Annotated in this window: 18 protein-coding genes; 9 read left to right on the forward strand and 9 right to left on the reverse strand. The window is 69.5% G+C overall.

The features are described 5' to 3' along the window. The 6 genes from ACWFRJ_RS28280 to ACWFRJ_RS28305 form a co-directional block, all read right to left on the reverse strand. A partial coding sequence (locus ACWFRJ_RS28280) for an SDR family NAD(P)-dependent oxidoreductase (protein WP_453536740.1) occupies positions 1-8711 on the reverse strand: 8711 nt, incomplete at its 3' end. 189 nt (positions 8712-8900) lie between these two features. Then, positions 8901-9533: a response regulator transcription factor gene (locus ACWFRJ_RS28285; protein ID WP_453536743.1), complete on the reverse strand. Its 633-nt coding sequence runs from the start codon at positions 9531-9533 to the stop codon at positions 8901-8903. 342 nt (positions 9534-9875) lie between these two features. Further along, the gene (locus tag ACWFRJ_RS28290) at positions 9876-10085 is read right to left on the reverse strand and encodes a ferredoxin (RefSeq protein ID WP_453536746.1); all 210 of its coding nucleotides are present in this window, start codon (positions 10083-10085) and stop codon (positions 9876-9878) included. Between the two features lie 2 nt (positions 10086-10087). After that, a complete protein-coding gene (locus ACWFRJ_RS28295) occupies positions 10088-11077 on the reverse strand; it encodes a cytochrome P450 (RefSeq protein WP_453536749.1) in 990 nt (329 codons plus the stop codon). A 384-nt stretch (positions 11078-11461) separates the two neighbouring features. Next, positions 11462-12268 carry a thioesterase II family protein gene (locus ACWFRJ_RS28300; RefSeq protein ID WP_453536752.1) on the reverse strand — a complete coding sequence of 269 codons (807 nt, stop codon included), beginning with the start codon at positions 12266-12268 and terminating at the stop codon, positions 11462-11464. A gap of 20 nt (positions 12269-12288) precedes the next feature. Beyond that, positions 12289-13224, reverse strand: coding sequence for an oxidoreductase (locus ACWFRJ_RS28305; RefSeq protein ID WP_453536755.1), 936 nt, complete (start codon positions 13222-13224; stop codon positions 12289-12291). 81 nt (positions 13225-13305) lie between these two features. Here ACWFRJ_RS28305 and ACWFRJ_RS28310 point away from each other — a divergent pair, with 81 nt between their 5' ends. After that, a complete protein-coding gene (locus ACWFRJ_RS28310; protein ID WP_453536758.1) occupies positions 13306-13914 on the forward strand; it encodes a TetR family transcriptional regulator in 609 nt (202 codons plus the stop codon). Between the two features lie 185 nt (positions 13915-14099). On the opposite strand, the gene ACWFRJ_RS28315 is transcribed toward ACWFRJ_RS28310, so the two are convergent. Then, the gene (locus ACWFRJ_RS28315; protein WP_453536761.1) at positions 14100-14414 is read right to left on the reverse strand and encodes an HGxxPAAW family protein; all 315 of its coding nucleotides are present in this window, start codon (positions 14412-14414) and stop codon (positions 14100-14102) included. Between the two features lie 78 nt (positions 14415-14492). Here ACWFRJ_RS28315 and ACWFRJ_RS28320 point away from each other — a divergent pair, with 78 nt between their 5' ends. Continuing rightward, the gene (locus tag ACWFRJ_RS28320; protein ID WP_453536764.1) at positions 14493-14954 is read left to right on the forward strand and encodes a MarR family winged helix-turn-helix transcriptional regulator; all 462 of its coding nucleotides are present in this window, start codon (positions 14493-14495) and stop codon (positions 14952-14954) included. Between the two features lie 121 nt (positions 14955-15075). On the opposite strand, the gene ACWFRJ_RS28325 is transcribed toward ACWFRJ_RS28320, so the two are convergent. Continuing rightward, positions 15076-15798, reverse strand: a complete 723-nt coding sequence (locus ACWFRJ_RS28325) for a DUF5324 family protein (RefSeq protein WP_453536767.1) — start codon at positions 15796-15798, stop codon at positions 15076-15078. 249 nt (positions 15799-16047) lie between these two features. Between ACWFRJ_RS28325 and ACWFRJ_RS28330 the strand changes: the two genes are divergently transcribed. Further along, positions 16048-16581, forward strand: a complete 534-nt coding sequence (locus ACWFRJ_RS28330; protein WP_453536770.1) for a peptidylprolyl isomerase — start codon at positions 16048-16050, stop codon at positions 16579-16581. Positions 16582-16755: 174 nt separating this feature from the next. Continuing rightward, positions 16756-17649, forward strand: coding sequence for a rhomboid family intramembrane serine protease (locus ACWFRJ_RS28335; protein ID WP_453536773.1), 894 nt, complete (start codon positions 16756-16758; stop codon positions 17647-17649). Between the two features lie 344 nt (positions 17650-17993). Here the strand turns inward: ACWFRJ_RS28335 and crgA are convergent, their stop codons facing one another. Beyond that, complete coding sequence (crgA, locus tag ACWFRJ_RS28340; protein ID WP_160506128.1) at positions 17994-18248, reverse strand: cell division protein CrgA; 255 nt, start codon at positions 18246-18248, stop codon at positions 17994-17996. 92 nt (positions 18249-18340) lie between these two features. Here crgA and ACWFRJ_RS28345 point away from each other — a divergent pair, with 92 nt between their 5' ends. From ACWFRJ_RS28345 to ACWFRJ_RS28365, 5 genes are read left to right on the forward strand one after another with little or no spacing between them, the layout of a single operon-like run. After that, positions 18341-19111 carry a DUF881 domain-containing protein gene (locus ACWFRJ_RS28345; RefSeq protein ID WP_453536776.1) on the forward strand — a complete coding sequence of 257 codons (771 nt, stop codon included), beginning with the start codon at positions 18341-18343 and terminating at the stop codon, positions 19109-19111. A 38-nt stretch (positions 19112-19149) separates the two neighbouring features. Beyond that, complete coding sequence (locus tag ACWFRJ_RS28350; RefSeq protein ID WP_453536779.1) at positions 19150-19842, forward strand: class E sortase; 693 nt, start codon at positions 19150-19152, stop codon at positions 19840-19842. A 31-nt stretch (positions 19843-19873) separates the two neighbouring features. Continuing rightward, positions 19874-20035, forward strand: a complete 162-nt coding sequence (locus tag ACWFRJ_RS28355) for a hypothetical protein (protein ID WP_361466628.1) — start codon at positions 19874-19876, stop codon at positions 20033-20035. 32 nt (positions 20036-20067) lie between these two features. Further along, on the forward strand, positions 20068-20721 hold the full coding sequence (locus ACWFRJ_RS28360; RefSeq protein ID WP_453536782.1) for an aminodeoxychorismate/anthranilate synthase component II: 654 nt from the start codon (positions 20068-20070) through the stop codon (positions 20719-20721). Beyond that, positions 20718-22022: a class E sortase gene (locus ACWFRJ_RS28365; RefSeq protein WP_453536785.1), complete on the forward strand. Its 1305-nt coding sequence runs from the start codon at positions 20718-20720 to the stop codon at positions 22020-22022. The genes ACWFRJ_RS28360 and ACWFRJ_RS28365 overlap by 4 nt, the downstream gene beginning before the upstream one ends. Positions 22023-22033 lie beyond the last annotated feature (11 nt).

Consider the following 22033-nt stretch of genomic DNA (forward strand, 5'->3'; position numbering starts at 1 on the left):
GACATGGCCCGTTGTCGGGAGAATTCCACGAATGTCGTCGGTGTGGACATCACGGTCACGCCGCCGGCCAGTGCCAGGGTGCACTCGCCGTTGCGCAGGGCCTGCGCTGCCAGGTGCAGGGCCACCAGCGACGACGAGCAGGCGGTGTCCACGGTCAGCGCCGGGCCCTCAAGACCCAGTTGGTAAGCGATACGGCCCGAGGCGACACCACCGCTGTTGCCGGTGATCATCAGGCCTTCGACGTCCTCGGTCGCCTCCGCCATCCAGGACCCGTAGTCGTGGTACATCAGTCCGGCGAACACGCCGGTCCTGCTGCCGCGCAGTGAGGTCGGGTCGACACCGGTGCGCTCCAGGGCCTCCCAGGCGGTCTCCAGAAGCAGCCGTTGCTGCGGGTCCATCGCCACAGCCTCACGCGGGCTGATCCCGAAGAACTCCGCGTCGAACTCACCTGCCCCGGACAGGAACCCGCCCCGGCGCGCGTAGCTCGTACCGAGGTGGCTCGGGTCCGGGTCGTAGAGGCTCGCCAGATCCCAGCCGCGGTCGGTGGGGAACTCGGTGATCGCGTCGACACCGTTCAGGGTTGCCTGCCACAGCTCCTGGGGCGAGTCGATACCGCCGGGGTAGCGGCAGGCCATGCCGACGATGACGATCGGGTCGTCGTCCGTGGCCGCCACGACCCGCGCAGGGGCGGTCGGGCCGGTGTGGGTGCCTTGGATCTGTTGGTCCAGGAAGCCGACGAGTGCGGTCAGGGTGGGGTAGTCGAAGACCAGGGTGGAGGGCAGCCGCAGGCCGGTCGCGGTCTGTAGCCGTTGGCGTAGTTCCAGGCCGGTCAGTGAGTCGAAGCCCAGTTCGCGGAAGGCCCGGTCCGCGTCCACCGAGGACGCCGAGCCATGCCCGAGCACCAATGAGGCTTGTGAACCGACCAGTTCGAGCAGTGCAGCCGCACGGTCCGCGGCATCCAGAGCCGCCATGCCCGCGCTCCACGACGAGGCTTCCTCGGCAGTGGGCGCCACCGCACGGACTGCGGGCGCCCGGACCAGGGACTTGAAGACGGGCGCCAGACTGCCCTGTGCTGCCTGGTTCCGCAGAGCCGGCAGGTCGAACCGGGCCGGGACGATGGTCGCCCGGTCGGCGGCGAGGGCCGCGTCGAACAGCGCGAGGCCCTGGGACGTCGACATCGATCCCAGGCCGCTCCGCGACAACCGGGCGAGGTCGGCGTTGTCGAGGTGGGCGGTCATTGTGCTGTCGCTGGTCCATAGACCCCAGGCGAGCGAGGTCGCCGTGAGGCCTTCCGCCCGGCGTGACTGGGCCAGCGCGTCCAGGTAGGCGTTTGCCGCCGCGTAGTTGCTCTGTCCTGCGGTGCCCATCACACCGGCGGCCGACGAGAACAGGACGAAGCCCGCCAGGTCCGCATCACGCGTCAGTTCATCCAGCAGCCGTGCACCCTCGACCTTGGGCCGCATGACTGTGTCTAGGCGCTCTGGTGTCAGGGCGGTCACGACGCCGTCGTCGAGTACTCCCGCTGCGTGAATCACCGCGGTCAGGGGATGCCCGGCGGGAATGCCGGCCAGTGCCGCCGTCAGCCCGGCTCGGTCGGCCACGTCACAGGCCGCGAACGAGACCGTCGCGCCGGTCGCCGTCAGCTCATCGACCAGCTCCTGCGAGCCCTCAGCGCCCCGACGCCCGACCAGCAACAGATGTCGCACTCCGTGCTCGGCCACCACATGGCGGGCCACCAATCCGCCCAACGCCCCGCCCGCACCGGTGATCAGCACCGTCCCGTCCGGCTTCCACCCCGGTACCACTCCCGCGTCCACGGCAACCGGCACCAACCGCGGCACGAACAACCGCCCCCCGGCCACAGCAACTTGCGGCTCACCGCAGGCAACAGCCAGCGCCAGGGCCTCCTTGGGGTCCTCGCCCTCCGCCGTGTCGAGGGCCAGGATCCGCCCGGGGTGCTCGGTCTGGGCCGAGCGCAGCAGACCCCACACGGCCGCCGTCGCCGGGTCGGGCTGCTCCATGACCGCGCCCCGGGTGACCACGGCGAGCCGCGCGTCGTCCGCCGACGCGGCCAAGAACTTCTGGAGTGTCTCCAGTACCTCGGCCACGACCGTACGGAGGTCTCCGCCGGGCTCGACGTACTCGACCACGACCTCCGCCGGCACACCCCCGGCACCGTCCGGAACCGGAACATCTGTCCACTGCACCTCGAACAGCGGATCAGTGGCCATCGCCGCACCCAGCTGCTCCTGCGACATCGGCTGCAACCGCAACTCGTCCACCGTCACCACCGGCAGGCCCGCACCGTCGAACGCCACGAGCCGCACAGCGCCATCGGCGTTCCGCGTCAGCCGTACCCGCAGGGCGGACGCGCCCACTGAATGCAGCCGCACCCCACTCCACGAGAACGGCACCCACAGCTCTCCGGCCAGCAACGGGTGTAGCGCTGCGTCCAGCAGTGCCGGGTGAACGCCGAACTCGTCCGCCTCGGTCGGCAACCGCACCTCGGCGAACAACTCGTCCCCCGCGCTCCAGAGGGCGTGCAGGCCCTGGAACACGGGCCCGTATCCGTATCCCACATCGGCCAGCCGCTCGTACGCGTCGGCGATGTCAACGCGCTGGGCTCCTGCGGGCGGCCACGCGCCCTCCAGCCTCTCCTGCGCCACCACCGGGCCGGCGGCCAGTACTCCCACAGCGTGCCGGACCCACTTCACCCCCGCGTCCACGTCCGTGTCCTGGACCCGGGAGTGGACAGCGACCGGCCGGAGCCCCGCATCGTCCGCAGCCCCCACCGACACCTGCACCGCCACCGACGCGTCCCCCGACAGCACCAGCGGACGCTCCAGCGTCAGCTCCTCCAGCACCTCGCAGCCGACCTCGCCACCGGCATGCAGCGCCAGCTCGACAAAGGCGGTGCCGGGAAGGATGACCGTGCCGAACACGGCGTGGTCCTCCAGCCACGGGTGGGTGTGCGGCGAGAGCTGACCGGCGAGGACAAGTCCGTCCTGGGACGCGAGGCGCACGGCCGCGCCGAGCAGCGGGTGCCCGGCCGCATGTAGTCCGAGCCCGGCGGCGTCCACCACCGAACGGCTCGCCGGTAGCCAGTGGCGGCGGCGCTGGAAGGCGTAGGTCGGCAGCTCGACAAGCTGTCCGCCCGCTACCCACGGTGACCAGTCCACGTCGACGCCCGCGACGAACACCTCGGCCAGGCTCTGCAGCAGCCGGGACTCCTCGCCCTCGTTGCGGCGGAGCGTGCCGACCGCGATCACACCGGCCACGCCGCTGCTCTCCGCGGCCTGGGTCACCGCGCCCGTCAGCACGGGGTGGGGGCTGCTCTCGACGAAGACGCGGTGCCCCGCCTCAAGCAGTGCCTCCAGGGCGGCGTCGAAGCGGACGGTCTGACGCAGGTTGGTGAACCAGTACTCCGCATCCATCACCGCGGTGTCGATCGCCTCGCCGTACACCGTCGAGAACAACGGGACCCGACCGCTGCGGGGCTCAATTTCACCGAGTACGTCGAGGAGTTCCCCCTTCAAATCTTCGACCTGCGGCGAGTGCGAGGCGTAGTCGACCGCGATACGACGCGCCTGTATCCCGTCCACCTCACACCCGGCGATCAAGGCGTCGAGCTCGTCGGGAGTGCCGGAGACCACGACTTGCTCGGGCCCGTTGACCACCGCGACCTGCAGTCCATCCGACAGCCGTCCGGTCACCTGCTCCTCGGGAGCCAGCACCGAGACCATGCCGCCACGCCCCGACAGCCGCAGGATCGCGCGGCTGCGCAGCGCCACCACCCGCGCCGCATCCTCCAGCGTCAGCGCCCCGGCCACACATGCGGCCGCGATCTCGCCCTGGGAATGCCCGACCACCGCGGCCGGACGCACCCCCAACGACTGCCACAAATCTGCCAGCGACACCATCACCGCGAACAGGACCGGCTGCACCACATCAACGCGCCGCAACACCTCCTCATCGCCGCCCCGCACCACTTCCAGCAGCGACCAGCCCTCGACGTAGGGCTCCAGAGCGGCGGCGCACTCCGCCATCCGCGCCGCGAACACCGGCGAGAACTCCAGCAGTTCACGGGCCATGCCGATCCACTGCGAACCCTGACCCGGGAACACGAACACCACACCGTCAGAGGCACCAGAGGACGCCGCGCGCCCCGCGACAACACCTGTCGCCGGGCGGCCGACGGCCAACTCCTTCAGACCGGAGGCAAACTCCGAGCCACCACCACCGAGAACCACCGCCCGGTGCTCAAGGGCCGCACGCCCCGTCGTCAGCGTGAACCCGACATCCCGGGTATCGAGGCCGGAGTCCTCCCCGATCCGGGCGAGCAGCCGGGCCGCCTGCTGCTCCAACGCCGTCTCGCTCCGCGCCGACAGCACCCACGGCACGACGCCGTCGCGTACCGGCTCGGCCGCCGACCGCTCTTCTTCCGTGACCGGCGGCGCTTCGAGGATCACGTGCGCGTTCGTCCCGCTGATACCGAACGACGACACCGCGGAACGCCGCGGCCGTTCCGGCTCGGGCCACTCCTGCTGGGACGTCAGCACGCTGACGGCACCGGACTCCCAGTCCACATGGTGCGAGGGCTCGTCCACGTGCAGCGAGCGCGGCATGACGCCGTGGCGCATGGCCTGCACCATCTTGATGATGCCCGCGACACCCGCCGCCGCCTGCGTGTGCCCGATGTTCGACTTGATCGAACCCAGCCACAACGGCCTTTCCTCGTCCCGCCCTTGGCCGTACGTCGCCAGCAGCGCCTGCGCCTCGATCGGGTCACCCAGCGACGTGCCGGTGCCGTGCGCCTCCACCACGTCCACGTCGGCCGAACCCAGCCGCGCACTGGTCAGCGCGTCTTGGATCACCCGCTGCTGCGAAGGACCGTTCGGCGCGGTCAGACCGTTGCTGCCGCCGTCCTGGTTCACCGCCGAACCACGCACGACCGCCAGAACCTGGTGACCGTGGCGCTCGGCGTCGGAAAGCCGCTCCACCACGACCATGCCCACGCCCTCGGCCCAGCCCGTGCCGTCGGCGTCGTCGGAGAACGGCTTGCAGCGGCCGTCGGGGGCGAGGCCGCGCTGACGGGAGAACTCGACGAACATGCCCGGCGTCGACAGCACCGTCACACCGCCGGCCAGAGCCAGGGTGGACTCCCCGCTGCGCAGCGACTGCACCGCCTGGTGCAGCGCGACCAGCGACGAGGAGCACGCCGTGTCCACGGTCAGCGCCGGGCCTTCAAGACCCAGCAGGTACGAGATACGGCCCGATGCCACGCTGGTGGTGTTGCCGGTGAGGCGGAAGCCCTCGGTGCCGTCGGCCGGGGCGTCCAGGCGCGGGGCGTACTCCATGTTCGTGGCACCGACGAACACGCCGGTCCTGCTGCCGCGCAGTGAGGTCGGGTCGACACCGGTCCGCTCCAGGGCCTCCCAGGCGGTCTCCAGAAGCAGCCGCTGCTGCGGGTCCATCGCCACGGCTTCACGCGGGCTGATCCCGAAGAACTCCGCGTCGAACTCACCTGCCCCGGACAGGAATCCGCCCCGGCGCGCGTAGGTGGTGCCGGGGTGGTTCGGGTCCGGGTCGTAGAGGCTCGCCAGGTCCCAGCCGCGGTCGGTGGGGAACTCCGACGTGGCGTCCACGCCGTCGACGAGCGCCTGCCACAACTCCTGCGGCGAGTCGATCCCGCCGGGCAGGTGGCAGGCCATGCCGACGATGACGATGGGGTCCTCGTCGGCCGCAGTCGTCGGGGCGGCGGCGGCCCGGGTGTCCTCGGCGGCGTCGAGGACACCGACGATCCGGTCGTGCAGGTGCGCGGCGAGCGCTCTCGGCGTCGGATAGTCGAACAGGACGCTCGCGGGCATGCGCAGGCCGGTCGCCGACACCAGGCGGTTGCGCAGCTCTACGGAGAGGATGGAGTCCAGGCCCAGGTCGCGGAAGGTCGCGTCGTGGCCGGCCGGGGCAGAGCCGATGGTCTCCGCCAGGTGACCGGCCAGCCAGCGGACCAGGAATCCGTCCGGCTCGCTGCGGATGCGGTCGCGCAGGGCGAGCGTCGCGGAGCTCAGGTGCTCCTCGGCCTCGGCGGTGGCCGGGCGTTCGTCGAGCCAGTAGCGGCGGCGCTGGAAGGCGTAGGTGGGCAGGTCGACGGTGCGGGCCTCACCGATCGCCTCGGCCCAGTCGACGGGGACACCGGTGGCCCAGGCCTCGGCGAGCCCGGTGAGCAACGCCTGCGGCTCGGGCCGGTCGTGGTGCTGCAAGGCCACCGCGAGGTCCGTCTCGGACGTCGGGACGAGCGGGGTCAGTACGCTGCCCGGGCCGAGTTCGACGAACCGGGTCACGCCCTGCTCGCGGCAGGCGGCGATCGCGTCGTGGAAGCGGACGGTGGCGCCGAGGTGTCCGATCCAGTAGTCCTCCGTCAGGGCGGCCCCGGTCCGCCCGGTGACGGTGGAGACGATCGGGATGCCGGGTTCACAGACGGCGAGGCCGCGGATCCTGCGGCCGAACTCCTCCAGCATGGGCGTCATCAGCGGCGAGTGGGCGGCGTTCTGGACCCGCAGCCGGTTTGTGCGGTGGCCGCGGGCGCGGAACTCGTCCGCGATCCGGGTGACCGCCTCGTCGGCTCCGGAGAGCACGACGGCCCGCGGCCCGTTGACGACGCCGACCGCGACGTCGTCGACGCCGTCGAGAGCCGCGAGCAGTTCCTCCTCGGTCGCCTCGACGGCGATCATGGCGCCGCCGGGGGGCAGTTCCTCCATCAGTTCGCCGCGCGCGGCGACGAGGGCGGCCGCGTGGGCCAGGGGCAGGGCCCCGGACACGTGGGCGGCGACGATCTCGCCGAAGGAGTGGCCGACGAGCAGGTCCGGTGCGACGCCCCAGGAGGTGACCAGGCGGTAGAGGGCGACCTGGAAGGCGAACAGGGCGGGCTGCATGTAGCGCATGCCGTCGAGGGCTTCGGCTGACGCGTCGTCGTCGAGGTCGCCGAGCAGCACCTCGCGCAGGTCGAGACCGGGGACGAAGTGGTCGAGCACCTCATCGAGGGCGTCGGCGAAGACCGGGTACGTCGCGTACAGTTCCCGCCCCATGCCGACGCGGTGGGACCCGACGCCGGAGAACAGGAAGGCCGTCCTGCCGGTCGTGGCGACACCGTTGACCGCTTCGTCGTGGAGACGTTCCAGGCTCGCCGTGAGCTCGTCCCTGTCCGTTCCGACGACGACGGCGCGGTGCTCGAACGTGGACCGGCCGACCGCCAGCGACCGGGCGATGTCGGCGACGTTCACCGCAGGCTGCTGCTGGAGGTGGCTGAGCAGACGGGTGGCCTGCGCGTCCAGGGCGCGGCCGGTGCGGGCGGACAGCACCCAGGGCACGGGGCGGCCGGTCGCGGGGCGGGTGACCGGGGTGTCGGGCCGTCCGGTGTACGGCGCTTCGGCCAGGACCACATGGCAGTTGGTGCCGCCGATGCCGAACGAGCTGACGCCCGCCACGAGCGGGGCGTCGGGGGCAGGCCAGACGTCGAGTTCGGTCTGTACCCGCAGGTTCAGCTCGGACAGGGGTATCGCCGGGTTGGGGGTGCTGAAGTGCAGGCTGGGCGGCAGCCGGCGGTGGCGCAGGGACAGGGCGGCCTTGAGCAGGCCCACGATGCCGGCGGCGGCCTCCAGGTGGCCGACGTTCGTCTTCACCGATCCCACCCGCAGGGGCCTGACCCCCTCGGTGCTCCGGCCGATGACGTCGGACACGGCCGTGGCTTCTACGGGGTCGCCGACGGGGGTGCCGGTGCCGTGGAGTTCGACGTACTGGACGGCTTCGGGGCTGATCCGGGCGTCGGCGTAGGCGCGGCGCAGGACGTCCCGCTGGCCGGCGACGTCGGGGTCGGTGAGCCGGTCGCCGCCGCCGTCGTTGTTCACGGCGCTGCCCTGGATGACGCAGTAGACGGGGTCGCCGTCGGCGATGGCCCGGGCGAGCGGCTTGAGCAGGACCACTCCGCCGCCCTCGCCGCGTACGAACCCGTCGGCGCTCTCGTCGAAGGTGGCGCAGCGGCCCTTGGCGGACAGGGCGCCGAGACCGGCCGTGGTCCGCATGCTCTCCGGCGAGAGGATCAGGTTCACGCCGCCGGCGAAGGCGAGGTCGGAGTCTCCGCTGCGCAGGCTCTCGCAGGCCAGGTGGACGGCGACCAGCGACGAGGCCTGCGCCGCGTCGACGGCGAAGCTGGGGCCCTGCAGTCCGAGGGACCAGGAGACCCGGTTGGCGATGATGGCGCGGTGCCGGCCCGTGAAGTCGTGCAGTTCGCCCCTGCCCGCCCGGTCGCTGCGGGCGGCGAGGGCGGCGTAGTCGTCGGAGGAGACGCCGACGAACACTCCGGTGCGTGAGCCCCGCAGCCGGTCGTCGCGAACGCCGGCGTCCTCCATCGCCTCCCAGACCAGCTCAAGGGCGAGCCGCTGCTGCGGGTCCATCGCGGCCGCCTCGTCGGGCTCCACGCCGAAGAAGGAGGCGTCGAAGGTGCCGACGTCGTCCAGGAAGCCAGCACGCCAGGACCGGCTGCCGGGGCCGCGCTCCGTCGGCCAGGAGGTGACGGCGTCGGTGCCCTCCGTCAGCAGGCGCCAGAACTCCGCCGGGCTGGACGCCGAGGGGACGCGGACCGAGGCTCCGATCACTGCGACGGCGGTGTCGTGGGCGCCGTCGGTCTCCCGCTGACCTGACATGGATGGCTTCATACGGCGAGTATCTGGTTCCGGCCGTAGGCAGTACTTCGGCCAGAGGGCGGGGTTCGACAGCTGGGCTTCGGTCCAGGTCCGCCCCGTGGAACCTGGACCTTCGACCAGGCTTCGCCCCGGGCACGAGGACGGGGGTGTACGCACGGTCGAACCGTGCGCACACCCCCGCTCCGTTGCCCCGCTCCGCTCTCACATGGCCGCAGCCGAGGCGATCAGTTGGGCCCGGGACTCCACGTGCGCCTTCGCGAGCACGTTGGAGACATGGAACTTGACCGTCTTCTCGCTGAGACCCATGCGGCGGGCGATCGCCTTGTTGGCCATGCCCCTGCGCACCAGCTGGAGCACCTCGGACTCGCGTGAGGTCAGCGGTGCGTGCGTGGGCACCGCCGACAGGTGCCGCGGCAGCATGGCGCGCGTGAGCTTGAGCAGCGCCCCGCTGAGGCCAGGAGAGACGTAGCCGGTGCCGTCGATCGCCCGGCGGACCGCCTCGACCAGCTCCTCCTCGGGATCGTCGTAGTGGACGAGGGCACGCACGTTCGCCTGGGTGAAGCGGATCCAGTGCGTGGCGGTGTCCACGTCCCCCACGACGACCAGGGCGGCGTCGATCCCGGTGAGCTCCCGCAGATGGTGGATCCGTAGCTGCCCTTCCACCACGACGACATCCGGTGCGTACGCCTCCACCGCCGAAAGGAGTTCGACGATGTCGCCCGCCTCACCGGCCACGACGAGTGCGGGATCCTGCTCAAGTGCTCTGCGAATGCCGAGCCGCGCGTACGGATGCGGATCGAATACGACAACTCGTGCTTGAATTCTTCCGTTCAACTCGAACGCCCCCCGGCTAATTCATCACACTCTCCCCCTGCGGTACAGAATTCCTACAGGGGGCCAAGAACGCGTGCCGATAGACCTCAGGAGCCTTTTCGGCACACTCGCGCCAATCGAGTCAAAATGCCCGAAGGTGGCAGCAGTCGAATGAATCCGGGCGCACGAGAAACGGAATATTAAGCTCCACGCCTTCGTGAATTTCAGTACTCGCGAGTAACGGATCCGTGACCGGCCCTCCGCCCGCCCAACAGAGATCTCAGGCTTCGGGCCGGTTCCGCGATGCGGATCGAAATGCTTTCCCCCGGTATCGCTTCACCACATGACCAGGCGGTGACACGACTATTGAGTGGGCACGTGTTTCTGGACCTCGATCGCGCCCACCGGACACATCTGAGAGGTCAGGTCGACGGACTCCTGGAGATCCTCGGGCGGCTCGGTCATCCGCAGCACCACCAGACCCTCCTGATCGTCCTGGTCGAACACCTCCGGGGCGATCTCCACGCAGTTCCCGGAGCCCACGCACAGCTCCCTGTTCACCGTGATGCGCATGGTCACCACGTCACCGGAAGCTCGGCCACGCCGAACGTCACCGCCATGGGGCGCTGCGCCGCGTCGGCCAGAGCCGTCTCGGACCGCAGCCCGGGGAAGCGGCGGGCCAGTTCGACGAGGGCCACCCGCAGTTCGGCCCGCGCCAGCGGCTGGCCGATGCACTGGTGCAGGCCGAAGCCGAACGCCATGTGCCGGTGCGCCTCGCGCCGTACCGGGTCGAACAGCTCCGGGTCGCCGAAGACCGAGCTGTCCCGGTTGGACATCGCCAGCATCGCCACGACGCCCTCGCCCGCGCGGATCTTCTGACCGCCGATCTCCGCGTCCTCCATGGCGAGGCGGGGCAGTCCGGTGCGCACGACCGTGAGGTATCTGAGCAGCTCCTCGACCAGGCCCGGCGCCAGGCTCGGGTCCTCGCGCAGGGCGTCAAGCTGCTCGGGATGCTGGAGGAGCACGAGGGCCGAGAGGCCGATCATGTTCGCGGTGGTCTCGTGCCCCGCGACGAGCAGGAGCATGGCCAGACTGACGAGCTCGTCCTTCCGGAGCTCCCCAGGCACCACACGCTCGATCACGAGCCGACTGAGCAGGTCGTCGCCGGGGTCGGTCCGCTTGGCCTCGACCAGGTCACCCAGCAGGCCGGCAAGAGCGCCGAGAGCCTCGTCGACCTCAGCAGGGCCGGACTCGCGGTCCATGATCACGCGGCTGTGGTGCTGGAAGAAGTCCTGGTCGGAGTACGGGACGCCGAGCAGGTGGCAGATCGTCATCGACGGCACCGGCAGCGCGAACTCGGACATCAGGTCCACGGGCGCCCCGAGGCCCCGCATCCGCTCCAGCGCCTCGATCACCGTCTCCTCGATGAGCGGCTCGATCCGCCGGATGTTCTTGATCATGAACTCGGCGGTCAGCATCCGCCGGAGTCGGCTGTGCGCCTCGCCGTCCATGAAGATGAACAGACCCGAGGCGTCGTCCTGCTTCGGCGGAATCGGGTTCAGCACCGGAAAACCGGGCTTGTACTGATCGGAGCTGAAACCGGGGTGCCGCAGCAATTGCCGCACGTCCTGGTGTCGGGTGATGAGCCAGGCCCATCCCCCGAAAGGAAGCCGTACTTTACCTATGGGCCCCCCGAGCCGCTCCAGGTCGGCTTCCTTGACTGGAATAAATGGATTGTCGTCCGGACCTATGAACGGGTATGCTGGCAGGCTGTCAACATCTATTTCGATCACGTCCCCCACGTCCCCCACGTCTTTCAACGCCTTGCGTGACTCGTATTCGAATGTCGATTCAACTTACAAGACAGTCGACCGAAAGGCGTTCGATGTTTTGGATAGTGAGGTAGTTCACACGACCGCCGGTCACTTTGTGCCACCGCCGTATGCCCGCTATAGGCTTTTCTGCAAGAGGAGCCCCGAAATCTCCCGGGACACCGCGGCGGCAACCCTCGGCATCTGTCCGGTCGGATAGAAATGGCCGCCCGGGTGGGTGTGCAAGGCGAAACCGCCGTCCGTGTGGTCCGCCCACGAGCGCGCCTCGTCGAGGGTCACCTTGGAATCTTCGGTGCCCACGTGCGCATGGACAGGAGCGGCCAGCCGAGGCCCCGGAACATAACGGTAGGTCTCGGCAGCCCTGTAGTCGCTGCGGATGGCGGGCAGCGCCATCCGCAGGAGCTCCTCGTCCTCGAAGACCCGTGCGTCGGTACCGCTGAGTGCCCGCAACTCCGCGATCATGCCCTTGTCGTCGCGCAGATGTACGGGAGCGGTGTCCTCGCGTCTCCGGGAGGGTGCGCGCCTCCCGGAGGCGAAGACCACGAGCGGCCGCGTTCCCCGGCGCTCAAGACGCAGGGCGAGCTCGAAGGCGACCATGGCGCCCATGCTGTGCCCGAAGATCGCGAACGGCCGGTCCGCCCAGGGAAGCACCTCGTCGACCAGCGCGTCGGCCAGCCCGGTGACGGAGTCGATGCACGGCTCGTGCCGACGGTCCTGGCGTCCCGGGTACTGAACGGTGAGGACATCGACGTCGGGCCCGAGCTCCCGGGAGAGCGGAAGGTAGAACGACGCGGATCCGCCGGCGTGCGGCAGGCACAGCAGCCTCGCGCGCGCGTTCTCGGCCGGGTTGTACCGGCGGATCCAGGGACTGCTCCCGGTGGTGTTCGAGGCCACGTTCGTACCTGCCACGTTCGTACCTGCCACGTTCGTACCTTTCGGGTGACTCAGGCAGCGGCCGGGAACCCGAACCGCACGGAGGTCAGCTCTTCCGACAGCTCCCAGAGCCGACGGCCGGTCGTGGCGTCGGAGGCCCTCGGAGCCAGCTCCACCCGCTTCGGCGCACCGCGCAGCTCGCCCATGCCGTCGGGGCCGATGAACTGCCCGCCCTCGACACCCGGAGCGGTCGCCGCGTAGAGCGAGGGCAGCGCGCCCTGGGCAGGGGACTGGGCCAGCGGGAGGAGCAGCCGGCCGAACAGGAACTTCACCATGGCGACGGGCGCACTCGTCTGCAGGTTGGTGGAGGTGTAGCCGGGGTGGGCGAGCAGACTGCGCACCGGGCTGCCGACGGCCGTCAGCTGCTGGTGGAGCTGCCAGCCGAAGACGGCGTTGGCCAGCTTCGACTGGTCGTAGTACCCCATGGGCGAGTACTTCTGCTCGCCGGAGATGTCGTCGAAGAAGATGCTCGCCTTGCGGTGGTTGGGCGAACTCACCGTGACCACACGGGGGTCGTTGCCGACCGCGAGCAGGTCGAGCAGCAGGCCGGTGAGCGCGAAGTGGCCGAGGTGGTTGGCCGCGAACTGCACTTCGTTGCCCTGCGGGCTGAGGGTCCGTGGCGGCGCCATCAGACCGGCGTTGTTGATGAGCACGTCCAGGCTCGACCGGTCGGCGTGCAGCCGGTCGGAGAAGGCACGGACCGAGTCCAGGTCCGCCAGGTCGACCTGGCGGACCTCCAGCTCGGCGTCCGGGTGCTCGGCGGTGATCTCCGCGACCGCCCGGCGCCCCTTGGCCTCGTCCCGCACGGCGAGGATCACGTGCGCACCCTTGCTCGCGAGTGCCCGGGTCGTCGCCAGGCCGAGGCCGCTGTTGGCCCCGGTGACGACGAACGCGCGCTTGCTCTGGTCGGGAATCTGCTCGGCGGTCCAGTGCTGCTTATCGCTCATGCGGCACAAGCTGCCTCATGTGGCATTCAGTGTCAAGCCGCGCCTTGGTGACATCGAAGGCATGAGATGTAGGCTGGGAGGGTGACTACCCATCCCGGAGTGAGCCTGGCCGAACGCAAGCGTCAACTCGTCTCGGACGAGCTGACCGGAGCCGCGCTGAGGCTGCTCGCCCAGAAGGGGTTCGAAGCGGTCACGATCGACGAGATCGTCGCTGCGGCGGGCGTGTCCAAGCGGACCTTCTTCCGGTACTTCGCGTCCAAGGAGGACGTGGTCATCCAGTTCCTGGCCGAAATGGGCACCGTCATGTGCGCGGAACTCGCGGGCCGCCCCGCCCAGGAGCCGCCGTCCGTCGCACTGCGGCACACCATCTGGGCCTCCATCGACGCCTGCGCCGGCCATGCCGATCAGGCGCTGCGCGTGGTCCAGCTGATTCTGGGCACCCCCTCCCTGCTCGCCCGTTTCCTGGAGCGACAGGCGCAGTGGCGCGACGAGCTCGCGGTGGAAGTGGCCAACCGGTTGAACGCGGCTTCCAAGGCGGACCTCTACCCGCAACTGGCCGCCGGAATGGCCCTGGTCGCCTTCGACACCGTGCTGCAGCGATGGAGCGACAGCGACGGCGCCGAGGACCCCGCCACGCTGACCGACCAGGCCTTCGCCGTCGTCGCACCGGCGTTGGACGCCGTCGCGTAGGGGCAGCCGGAGCAAAGTCGCGTAGGGACAGCCGGAACAAAAAGGGGCCACGTCGTCGACGTGGCCCCTCTCAAATCCTGCGCCACCGGGACTACGGCGGGTCGATCAAGGCCTCCGAGACTGACACCGGACGGGCAACCCGGGCTCCGCCCCGGCGCAGCCGACGGCTTCCATCGGGGCGACGGCTAAGCCACGCCCACTGGAGTACCGCGCCTTCCGGCCATTCGGCACCCGAGGCAGTCCGCGTGCCCCTCGCGCGCCACGCGGTCCCGCACCTTGAGGCCCTGCTGGGCGGCAGCCCGCAGGCCGGGCGGCTTGCCCCAACCGGCCAGGTGCAGAACCCACGTGATCAGCGCCGCCGCCACCAAGGTGGCCAGCCCCACCCAGATCCCCGGGCTCCAGCCGATGACGCCGACGCCCATGACCAGAGCCCCGACTGTGGCGACAGCAGTCCCGACCCATCCCGCTATGGTGTGCCCGTCATCGTGCTGCCCACTCACGCACCTACCCCCTCGTACCCGCAGGTCCTACGATGGCTTACCGGGTGAGGAATTTATCTCATGCACTAAGGGAATTCAATGGAAGGCAAGCCCCGCCCCGCTGCCTCGGACGCGATGAGCGCCATGGACGAACTCGTCGCGACGCGCCTCGTCGGCCAGCAGGAGTTCGCCCGGAACCTGGGTCTGAGCGTCACGGACCTCGTCTGCTTCGCGCGCGTCCTGGAGGCCGGGGACTCTCCGGTGACTGCGGGCGACTTGGCCGAGCACGCGCACGTCACGACGGGAGCGGTGACCGGCATCGTCGACCGCCTGGAGCGCGGCGGATTCGTGATCCGCCGGCCCGACCCCGCCGACCGGCGCCGGGTGCGCATCACCGCGGTCCCAGAAGCCGCCGAGCGTGTGCAGGCGGTCCACGGCCCGTATTACGCGCTCCTCGCAGAGCTCTTCGCGGACTACTCGGCGGACGAGATCGCCGTACTCGCCGACTGGTTCACGCGCGCCGGTGCTCTGACGCGTACTTACCTGGAGGAGTCGTGCTGAGCGGTCCCCGAAGGGGCAACTCCGCGACCGTGTTCGCCGTACGGGGGGCGGGGGCGCCCTGGTGAAACGCCGTAGGGCGGGACCACCTGTGAGGTGGTCCCGCCCTACGGCGTTGTTCGGCTCAGCGCAGGTCGTCGCGCTGTGCGGCCTCCGACTCGGCCTGCTTGGCCTGGACCTCGGGGTCCAGGGACGTCTGACCGCTGCCGTCGACCGAGGTCAGCGGCGTGCTGTCGGGGACCTCCGTCGCGGCCGGCGGCTCGACGAGCCAGTCCGGGTTGGCCTGCTTGTCCCACCACTTCCAGGCGGCGACCGCACCACCCGCCAGGACGCCCAGGACGATGAGGCCCTTGGCCACGCGCCCGGCGCGAGCGCGGCGGTTGTGCCTGCGGGTCAGCCGCTGGATCTCCTTGCGAGAGACCTCACCGCGCAGGGCGGACAGCGCCGCGGAGCCGCGGGACGCCGCCTCCTCGCGGACGGGCGCGGTCGCGGCCACGGCGTGCTCGATCCGCGGCTTCGAGTACTCGGCGGCCTGCTTGGCGGCCTTGCGGGTCTGCCCGGCAGCCCTGCGGGTGCGGACGGCGGCCTCGTGCGCGGCGTGGTCGACCTTCGGCGGCACGTGCGTACGGGCCTGCTCGATGCGCGGGCCGACGTGAGCGCCGTACTGGACACGGGCTTGCTCAGCGGCCTGCGACACCTTGGGTGCGAGACGTACGCGGGTTTCGTGCGCGTATTGGACGGCCTGTTCCTTGGCCGTGCCGGCGTAGGGGGCCACCGCCTCCGCGGCATGCCGCACGCTGTCCCTCGCGGAACCGGTCGCGGCGCGCACGCTGTCGATGCGGGTCACGGGATCCTCCTCCTCGGTGGCTTATAGGTATGTCACCTTTCCACCCTTTCAAGGATCATGCCTTCCGGATGACTCCGAGGCATGAGAGGGCGGGCATCCGGGTGCGATCAATTTGATCAAATCGGTACAAGGAGAGTTCTTCGCCGACAATGCCACGGATCGTCCCGGCGCGCGCCCACTCGGTGGGTACTCGTCCCAATCGGGCCGTGCGAGGATCGGGGCGTCAGAGAAGACAACGGAAGGCGGACCGTGGCCGAGCAGCTTTACGCCACCCTGAAGACCAACCGCGGCGACATCGAGGTGCTGCTGCACCCCAACCACACGCCGAAGACGGTCAAGAACTTCGTCGAGCTCGCCCAGGGCGAGCGCGAGTGGGTAAACCCGGAGACCGGCAAGAAGACCTCGGGCAGGCTCTACGACGGCACCGTCTTCCACCGCGTCATCAGCGGTTTCATGATCCAGGGCGGTGACCCGCTGGGCAACGGCACGGGCGGCCCGGGCTACGAGTTCGAGGACGAGTTCCACCCCGACCTCGCCTTCGACAGGCCCTACCTGCTCGCCATGGCCAACGCGGGCCCGGGCACCAACGGCTCCCAGTTCTTCGTGACGGTCTCCTCGACCGCCTGGCTCACCCGCAAGCACACCATCTTCGGTGAGGTCACCGACAAGGCGAGCCAGAAGGTCGTCGACGAGATCGCGGCCACGCAGACCAACCCGCGCACCGACCGCCCGGTGAACGACGTGGTCATCGAGTCCGTCGTCATCGAGACCCGCGGCGCCTGACACCGGCGCACCCCGCTGACATCGGCGCACTTCGCCGACATCAGCGCACTTCACTGACACCGGCGCACCCCGCGAGGGAACCAAACCGCCCCGCCCATCCGTAAGGAAGGGCGGGGCGGCGCGTTCGCACGTGTGGGCGTAGCCATGCCTTCGTACGGATATTGAGGGGACCCCATGGATCAGGCACCAGGCAGCCCGCAGGGGCCACAGGACGCATCGAGCCTGCCCCGCTGCTATCGGCATCCGGACCGCGAGACCGGCATCAGCTGCACCCGCTGCGAGCGCCCCATCTGCCCGGAGTGCATGATCAGCGCCTCGGTCGGCTTCCAGTGCCCCGCGTGCGTGAGCGAGGGATCGGGCACCGGGCACGCGCCCGCGGCCAACCAGCCGCGCACCATCGCGGGCGGCTCGATCGCCGCCGATCCGCGTCTGATCACCAAGATCCTGATCGCGATCAACGTCCTGGTGTTCATCGCGATCCAGGTGAACGAGCGGCTCGTCGGCGATCTCGTCCTGCTCGGCGAATGGCCGCCCTATCCGTACGCGCCGACCGAGGGCATCGCCGAGGGCCAGTGGTACCGCCTGGTCACGTCCATGTTCGCGCACCAGGAGATCTGGCACATCGCGTTCAACATGCTGGGCCTGTGGTGGCTCGGCGGCCCCCTGGAAGCCGCGCTCGGCCGCGCCCGCTACCTCGCGCTCTACCTGCTCTCCGGCCTGGCCGGCAGCGCGCTCACCTATGTCCTCGTCGACGCGAGTGACGCCTCGCTCGGGGCATCCGGAGCCATCTTCGGCCTGCTCGGCGCCACCGCGGTCCTGATGCGGCGCCTGAACTACGACATGCGCCCGGTCATCGCGCTGCTCGCGCTGAACATGCTCTTCACGTTCACCTGGAGCGGTATCGCCTGGCAGGCGCACGTCGGCGGTCTGGTCGCCGGTGTCGCGATCGCGTACGGGATGGTGCACGCGCCCCGCGAGCGGCGATCGCTCGTGCAGTGGGGGACCTGTGCCGTGGTCCTTGTCGTGGTCCTTGCGACCGTGATCATCAGGACCGCTCAGCTCGTCTGAAACCGACTTCTGAAGACTTCTGAAGACTTCTGAAACCGGCTGTCGGGGCTCGGACACCGTCCGAAGCCCCAGGTTGTCCACAGCGTGTGCCGGATCTTGTGCATGTTGTGGGGAACAGCTGTGCCCCTTGTCACTGACCTGGGTTTCCCCAGGAAGGACAAGGGGCCAGTGGTGGCTCGGATGACGATCGACCAGTCATACCGGCGTCAACATCACGAGGGTTATCCACAGATCGTCTTTCTTTTCCCCAGTTTGGTCCCCAGTGTGGATAGCGCTGTGGATAACTCAGGGCAAGGCTTGCTCTCACCGCTCCGAAGAGCGTGTTCGCAGCCGGTGGAACGGCGCTACTTCCACTGCGTGGAGACGCCGAACCCCGCGGCGATGAAGCCGAAGCCGACCACGATGTTCCAGTTGCCCAGCGGGTCGATCGGCAGTTTGCCGTCGGTGACGTAGAAGACGACGATCCAGGCGAGCCCGATGAGGAACATCGCTAGCATCACCGGAGCCACCCAGCTACGGCTGGTCAGCTTGATGTTCGTCGCCTTCTTCGCGGGCGGCGTGTAATCGTCGGCCTTCTTGCGGATCCGTGACTTCGGCACGAGGGTCTCTCCTGTCGATACGGGGAGCTGAGCCCTCCCCCGGGCGTCCGTTAGCGTAGTGCTTCCGCGGCGCTGAAGGAGATAAGGGTACGTTGAGCAATCTTGCCGACTCCCCCGCAGGTCCGGGTCGCCGTCCTCGCTGGCGGCCGGTCCGGCTCCTGACGGCCGCCGTTTTCGCGCTCGCGGGCCTCATCTTCTTCACCAGCTTCAACACGGCCAAGGGTACGAACATCCGTACCGACGCGTCTTTGCTGAAGCTCTCCGACCTGATCGAGGAGCGCAGCCACAAGAACGGCAAGCTCGACGAGTCCAACGGCTCGCTGCGCGACGACGTCGAGTCCCTGGCCGAGCGCGACAACGGCGGCACGAAGGCCGACGACGCGCGGCTCAAGGCCCTGGAGAAGAACGCGGGCACCAAGAAGCTCAGCGGTGACGCCGTCTCCGTCACCCTCGCCGACGCCCCGCCGAACGCCACCGCCAAGCTCCCCGGCTACCCCGAGCCCCAGCCCAACGACCTGGTCATCCACCAGCAGGACCTCCAGGCCGTGGTCAACGCGCTCTGGCAGGGCGGCGCCAAGGGCATCAAGGTCATGGACCAGCGGCTCATCTCCACCAGCGCCGTCCGCTGCGTGGGAAACACCCTGATCCTCCAGGGCCGCGTCTACTCGCCGCCGTACAAGGTGACGGCGGTGGGCGACCCGGAGAAGCTCAAGACGGCGCTCGCCGCCTCTCCGCAGATCCAGAACTACATGCTGTACGTCAACGCGTACGGCCTCGGCTGGAAAGTCGATGACGACGGGGCGATGACTCTTCCCGGCTACTCGGGCACAGTGGATCTCCACTACGCGAAGCCCGTGGAGTAAACCGCCCGTGGAGCAAGCCGCTGGGGGAGCCTGTGTCGGTGCGAGTGCTCGTCAGGACGTTCAGCGAACTGTGCATCACCGTCGGCACGTTGATCGTGCTTTTCGTGGTGTACGTCCTGTTCTGGACCGGAGTGAAGGCCGACAACGCCATGGACGGCCAGATCGACAGGCTGCAGGACCAGTGGGCGCGGGGTTCGGTGCCCGCGCGTACGGACGACGAGCCTTCAACGACGTCGTCGCCGAAGAAGCCCGATCCCTACGAGGACGGCAAGCCCTTCGCCGTCATGTACATCCCGCGGTTCGGTTTCACGTGGAACAAGCCGGTGCTCCAGGGCACCGGGACCGACATCCTTAAGAAGGGGCTCGGTCACTACGGGGACACCGCGCAGCTCGGCCAGCGGGGCAACTTCTCCGTGGCCGGCCATCGCCGCACGTACGGGGACCCGTTCAAGGACTTCCCGAAGCTGCGTCCGAACGACCCCGTGGTCCTGACCGACGGCGCCACCTGGTTCACGTACCGCATCGACAAGAAGCCCTACAAGACGCTGCCCGGCGACATCGGCGTCATCGACGCGGTTCCGCGAAAGTCCGGATTCGACGGTCCTGGCCGTTACCTCACCCTTACAACCTGTGAGCCAGAGTGGGGCCACAGCCACCGGTTGATCGTCTGGGCGCACCTCGATGCGACCCAGCCCGTCGAGGCCGGGAAACCGGAGGCACTGCGCCGTTAGTCTGGTGCCGTACGGCTACGGAAGGGACGGCATGTACGGCTGGATCTGGCGGCATCTGCCGGGAAACGCATGGGTGCGGGCGCTGCTCTCACTGATGCTCGTCTTCGCTGCGGTCTACGTGCTCTTCCAGTACGTCTTCCCCTGGGCCGAGCCGCTGCTTCCCTTCAACGACGTGACGGTGGACGGCCAGTGAGCCCTGCGAGTCCTGTGAGCCCGGTGCGCCCGGTGAGCACCGAAGGCCGTCCCCGCCGCATCCTCGTGGTCGACAACTACGACAGCTTTGTCTTCAACCTCGTCCAGTACCTCTACCAGCTGGGTGCCGAGTGCGAGGTCGTGCGCAACGACGAGGTCGAGCTGCGCCACGCCCAGGACGGCTTCGACGGTGTCCTCCTTTCGCCGGGACCTGGCACACCCGAGCAGGCCGGCGTCTGCGTGGACATGGTGCGGCACTGCGCCGACACCGGTGTGCCCGTCTTCGGCGTCTGCCTCGGCATGCAGTCGATGGCGGTGGCGTACGGCGGCGTGGTGGACCGTGCGCCGGAGTTGCTGCACGGCAAGACGTCCCCGGTGACGCACGGCGGCAAGGGCGTCTTCGCCGGCCTTCCGTCGCCGTTCATCGCGACGCGCTACCACTCGCTCGCCGCCGAGCCGACCACGGTTCCGGCCGAGCTCGAGGTGACCGCGCGTACGGAGGACGGCATCATCATGGGCCTGCGCCACCGTGAGCTGCCGGTCGAGGGCGTGCAGTTCCACCCCGAGTCGGTGCTCACCGAGCACGGCCACCGCATGCTCGCCAACTGGCTGGTCGAGTGCGGGGACGAGGGGGCGGTCGGTCGGTCGAGCGGTCTTGCCCCGGTGGTGGGCAGGGCCACGGCGTGACCGCGCTGCGCCCCGAGCGCGACTCCTCAGGACTTCCGCACGACGAGCAGTACGCGTCGCACGGGGAGTCCGGGGCGTTTGAGGAGCCCGGGGCGTTCGAGGCGGCCGTCGACCACCTCGCCGATCCGCTGACCGATCCACTGCCGGGTCAGCATCCTTCGCCGTGGTTCCGCAGCGGGCCCGCGGAGCCGGAGCCGGTTCCGCAGCCTGAACCGCAGGCTCCGGAACCGGAGCAGGAGTGGTACGACCCCGAGGGGTACGCCCGTGACTGGCACGGGGTGCGGAAGCCGACGTACGAATCGATACCTGAGGCCCCGCAGCCGCAACCCCAACAGCCCCAACCTCAACAGCCCCAGCAGCCCCAACCCCAACAGTCCCAACCACCGTTCGACGACGAGACGGTAGGGCTGAGGACGGCGGACACGCGCCGAATAGTCGACCCGGAGCCGGTCGCCGAAGTGCCGACCGAAGTGCCGCCGGAAGGCGGAGGCCGGGCAGCCCGTCGCAAGGCCGCCAAGAAGGGCCCCTCTCGCGCCGCCCCGCGCCCTTCCACGGAGTCTGTGGAGTCTGCGAAGTCCGTGGCCCCCCTCTCCCGTGTGGAGGCCCGTCGCGCCGAGCGCGCCCGCAGGCCCTCCGCCGGGGCCGTGGTGAGCCGGGGGATCGGCGAGGTGTTCATCACCGTAGGCGTGCTGATGCTTCTCTTCGTCACCTACCAGCTGTGGTGGACGAACATCCGCGCCCACCAGCAGGCCGACGGCGCCGCGAGCGACCTCCAGGAGTCGTGGGCGAAGGGCAAGGGCAAGCCGGGCGTCTTCGCGCCGGGCCAGGGCTTCGCGCTCCTGCACATCCCGCGCCTCGACGTGGTCGTGCCGATCGCCGAGGGCATCGACAAGGCGAAGGTCCTGGACCGCGGCATGGTCGGCCACTACAACGAGGGCGCCACCAAGACGCCCATGCCGGACGCCAAGAAGGGCAACTTCGCGGTCGCCGGGCATCGCAACACCCATGGCGAGCCGTTCCGGTACATCAATCAGCTCGAACCGGGCGACCCCATCGTCGTGGAGACGCAGGACGAGTACTTCGTCTACAAGATGGCGAGCATCCTGCCGCAGACCCAGCCGAGCAACACCTCGGTGATCGGCCCTGTCCCTCCCGGTTCGGGCTTCACCAAAGAGGGCCGGTACATCACACTGACCACCTGTACCCCGGAATTCACGAGTAAGTATCGAATGATCGTCTGGGGCAAGATGGTCGAGGAACGGCCGCGCGGCAAGGGAAAGCCGAGCGCGCTCGTCAACTAGCACGGTGAGAA

The sequence above is a fragment of the Streptomyces sp. NPDC055239 genome (assembly GCF_053606205.1).

Coding starts and splice junctions, on each gene's coding strand:
- ACWFRJ_RS28305 (WP_453536755.1), bottom strand. CDS start 13,224: ATGAGCGATAAGCAGCACTGGACCGCCGAGCAGATTCCCGACCAGAGC.
- ACWFRJ_RS28355 (WP_361466628.1), top strand. CDS start 19,874: ATGTACGGCTGGATCTGGCGGCATCTGCCGGGAAACGCATGGGTGCGG.
- ACWFRJ_RS28335 (WP_453536773.1), top strand. CDS start 16,756: ATGGATCAGGCACCAGGCAGCCCGCAGGGGCCACAGGACGCATCGAGC.
- ACWFRJ_RS28320 (WP_453536764.1), top strand. CDS start 14,493: ATGGAAGGCAAGCCCCGCCCCGCTGCCTCGGACGCGATGAGCGCCATG.
- ACWFRJ_RS28290 (WP_453536746.1), bottom strand. CDS start 10,085: ATGCGCATCACGGTGAACAGGGAGCTGTGCGTGGGCTCCGGGAACTGC.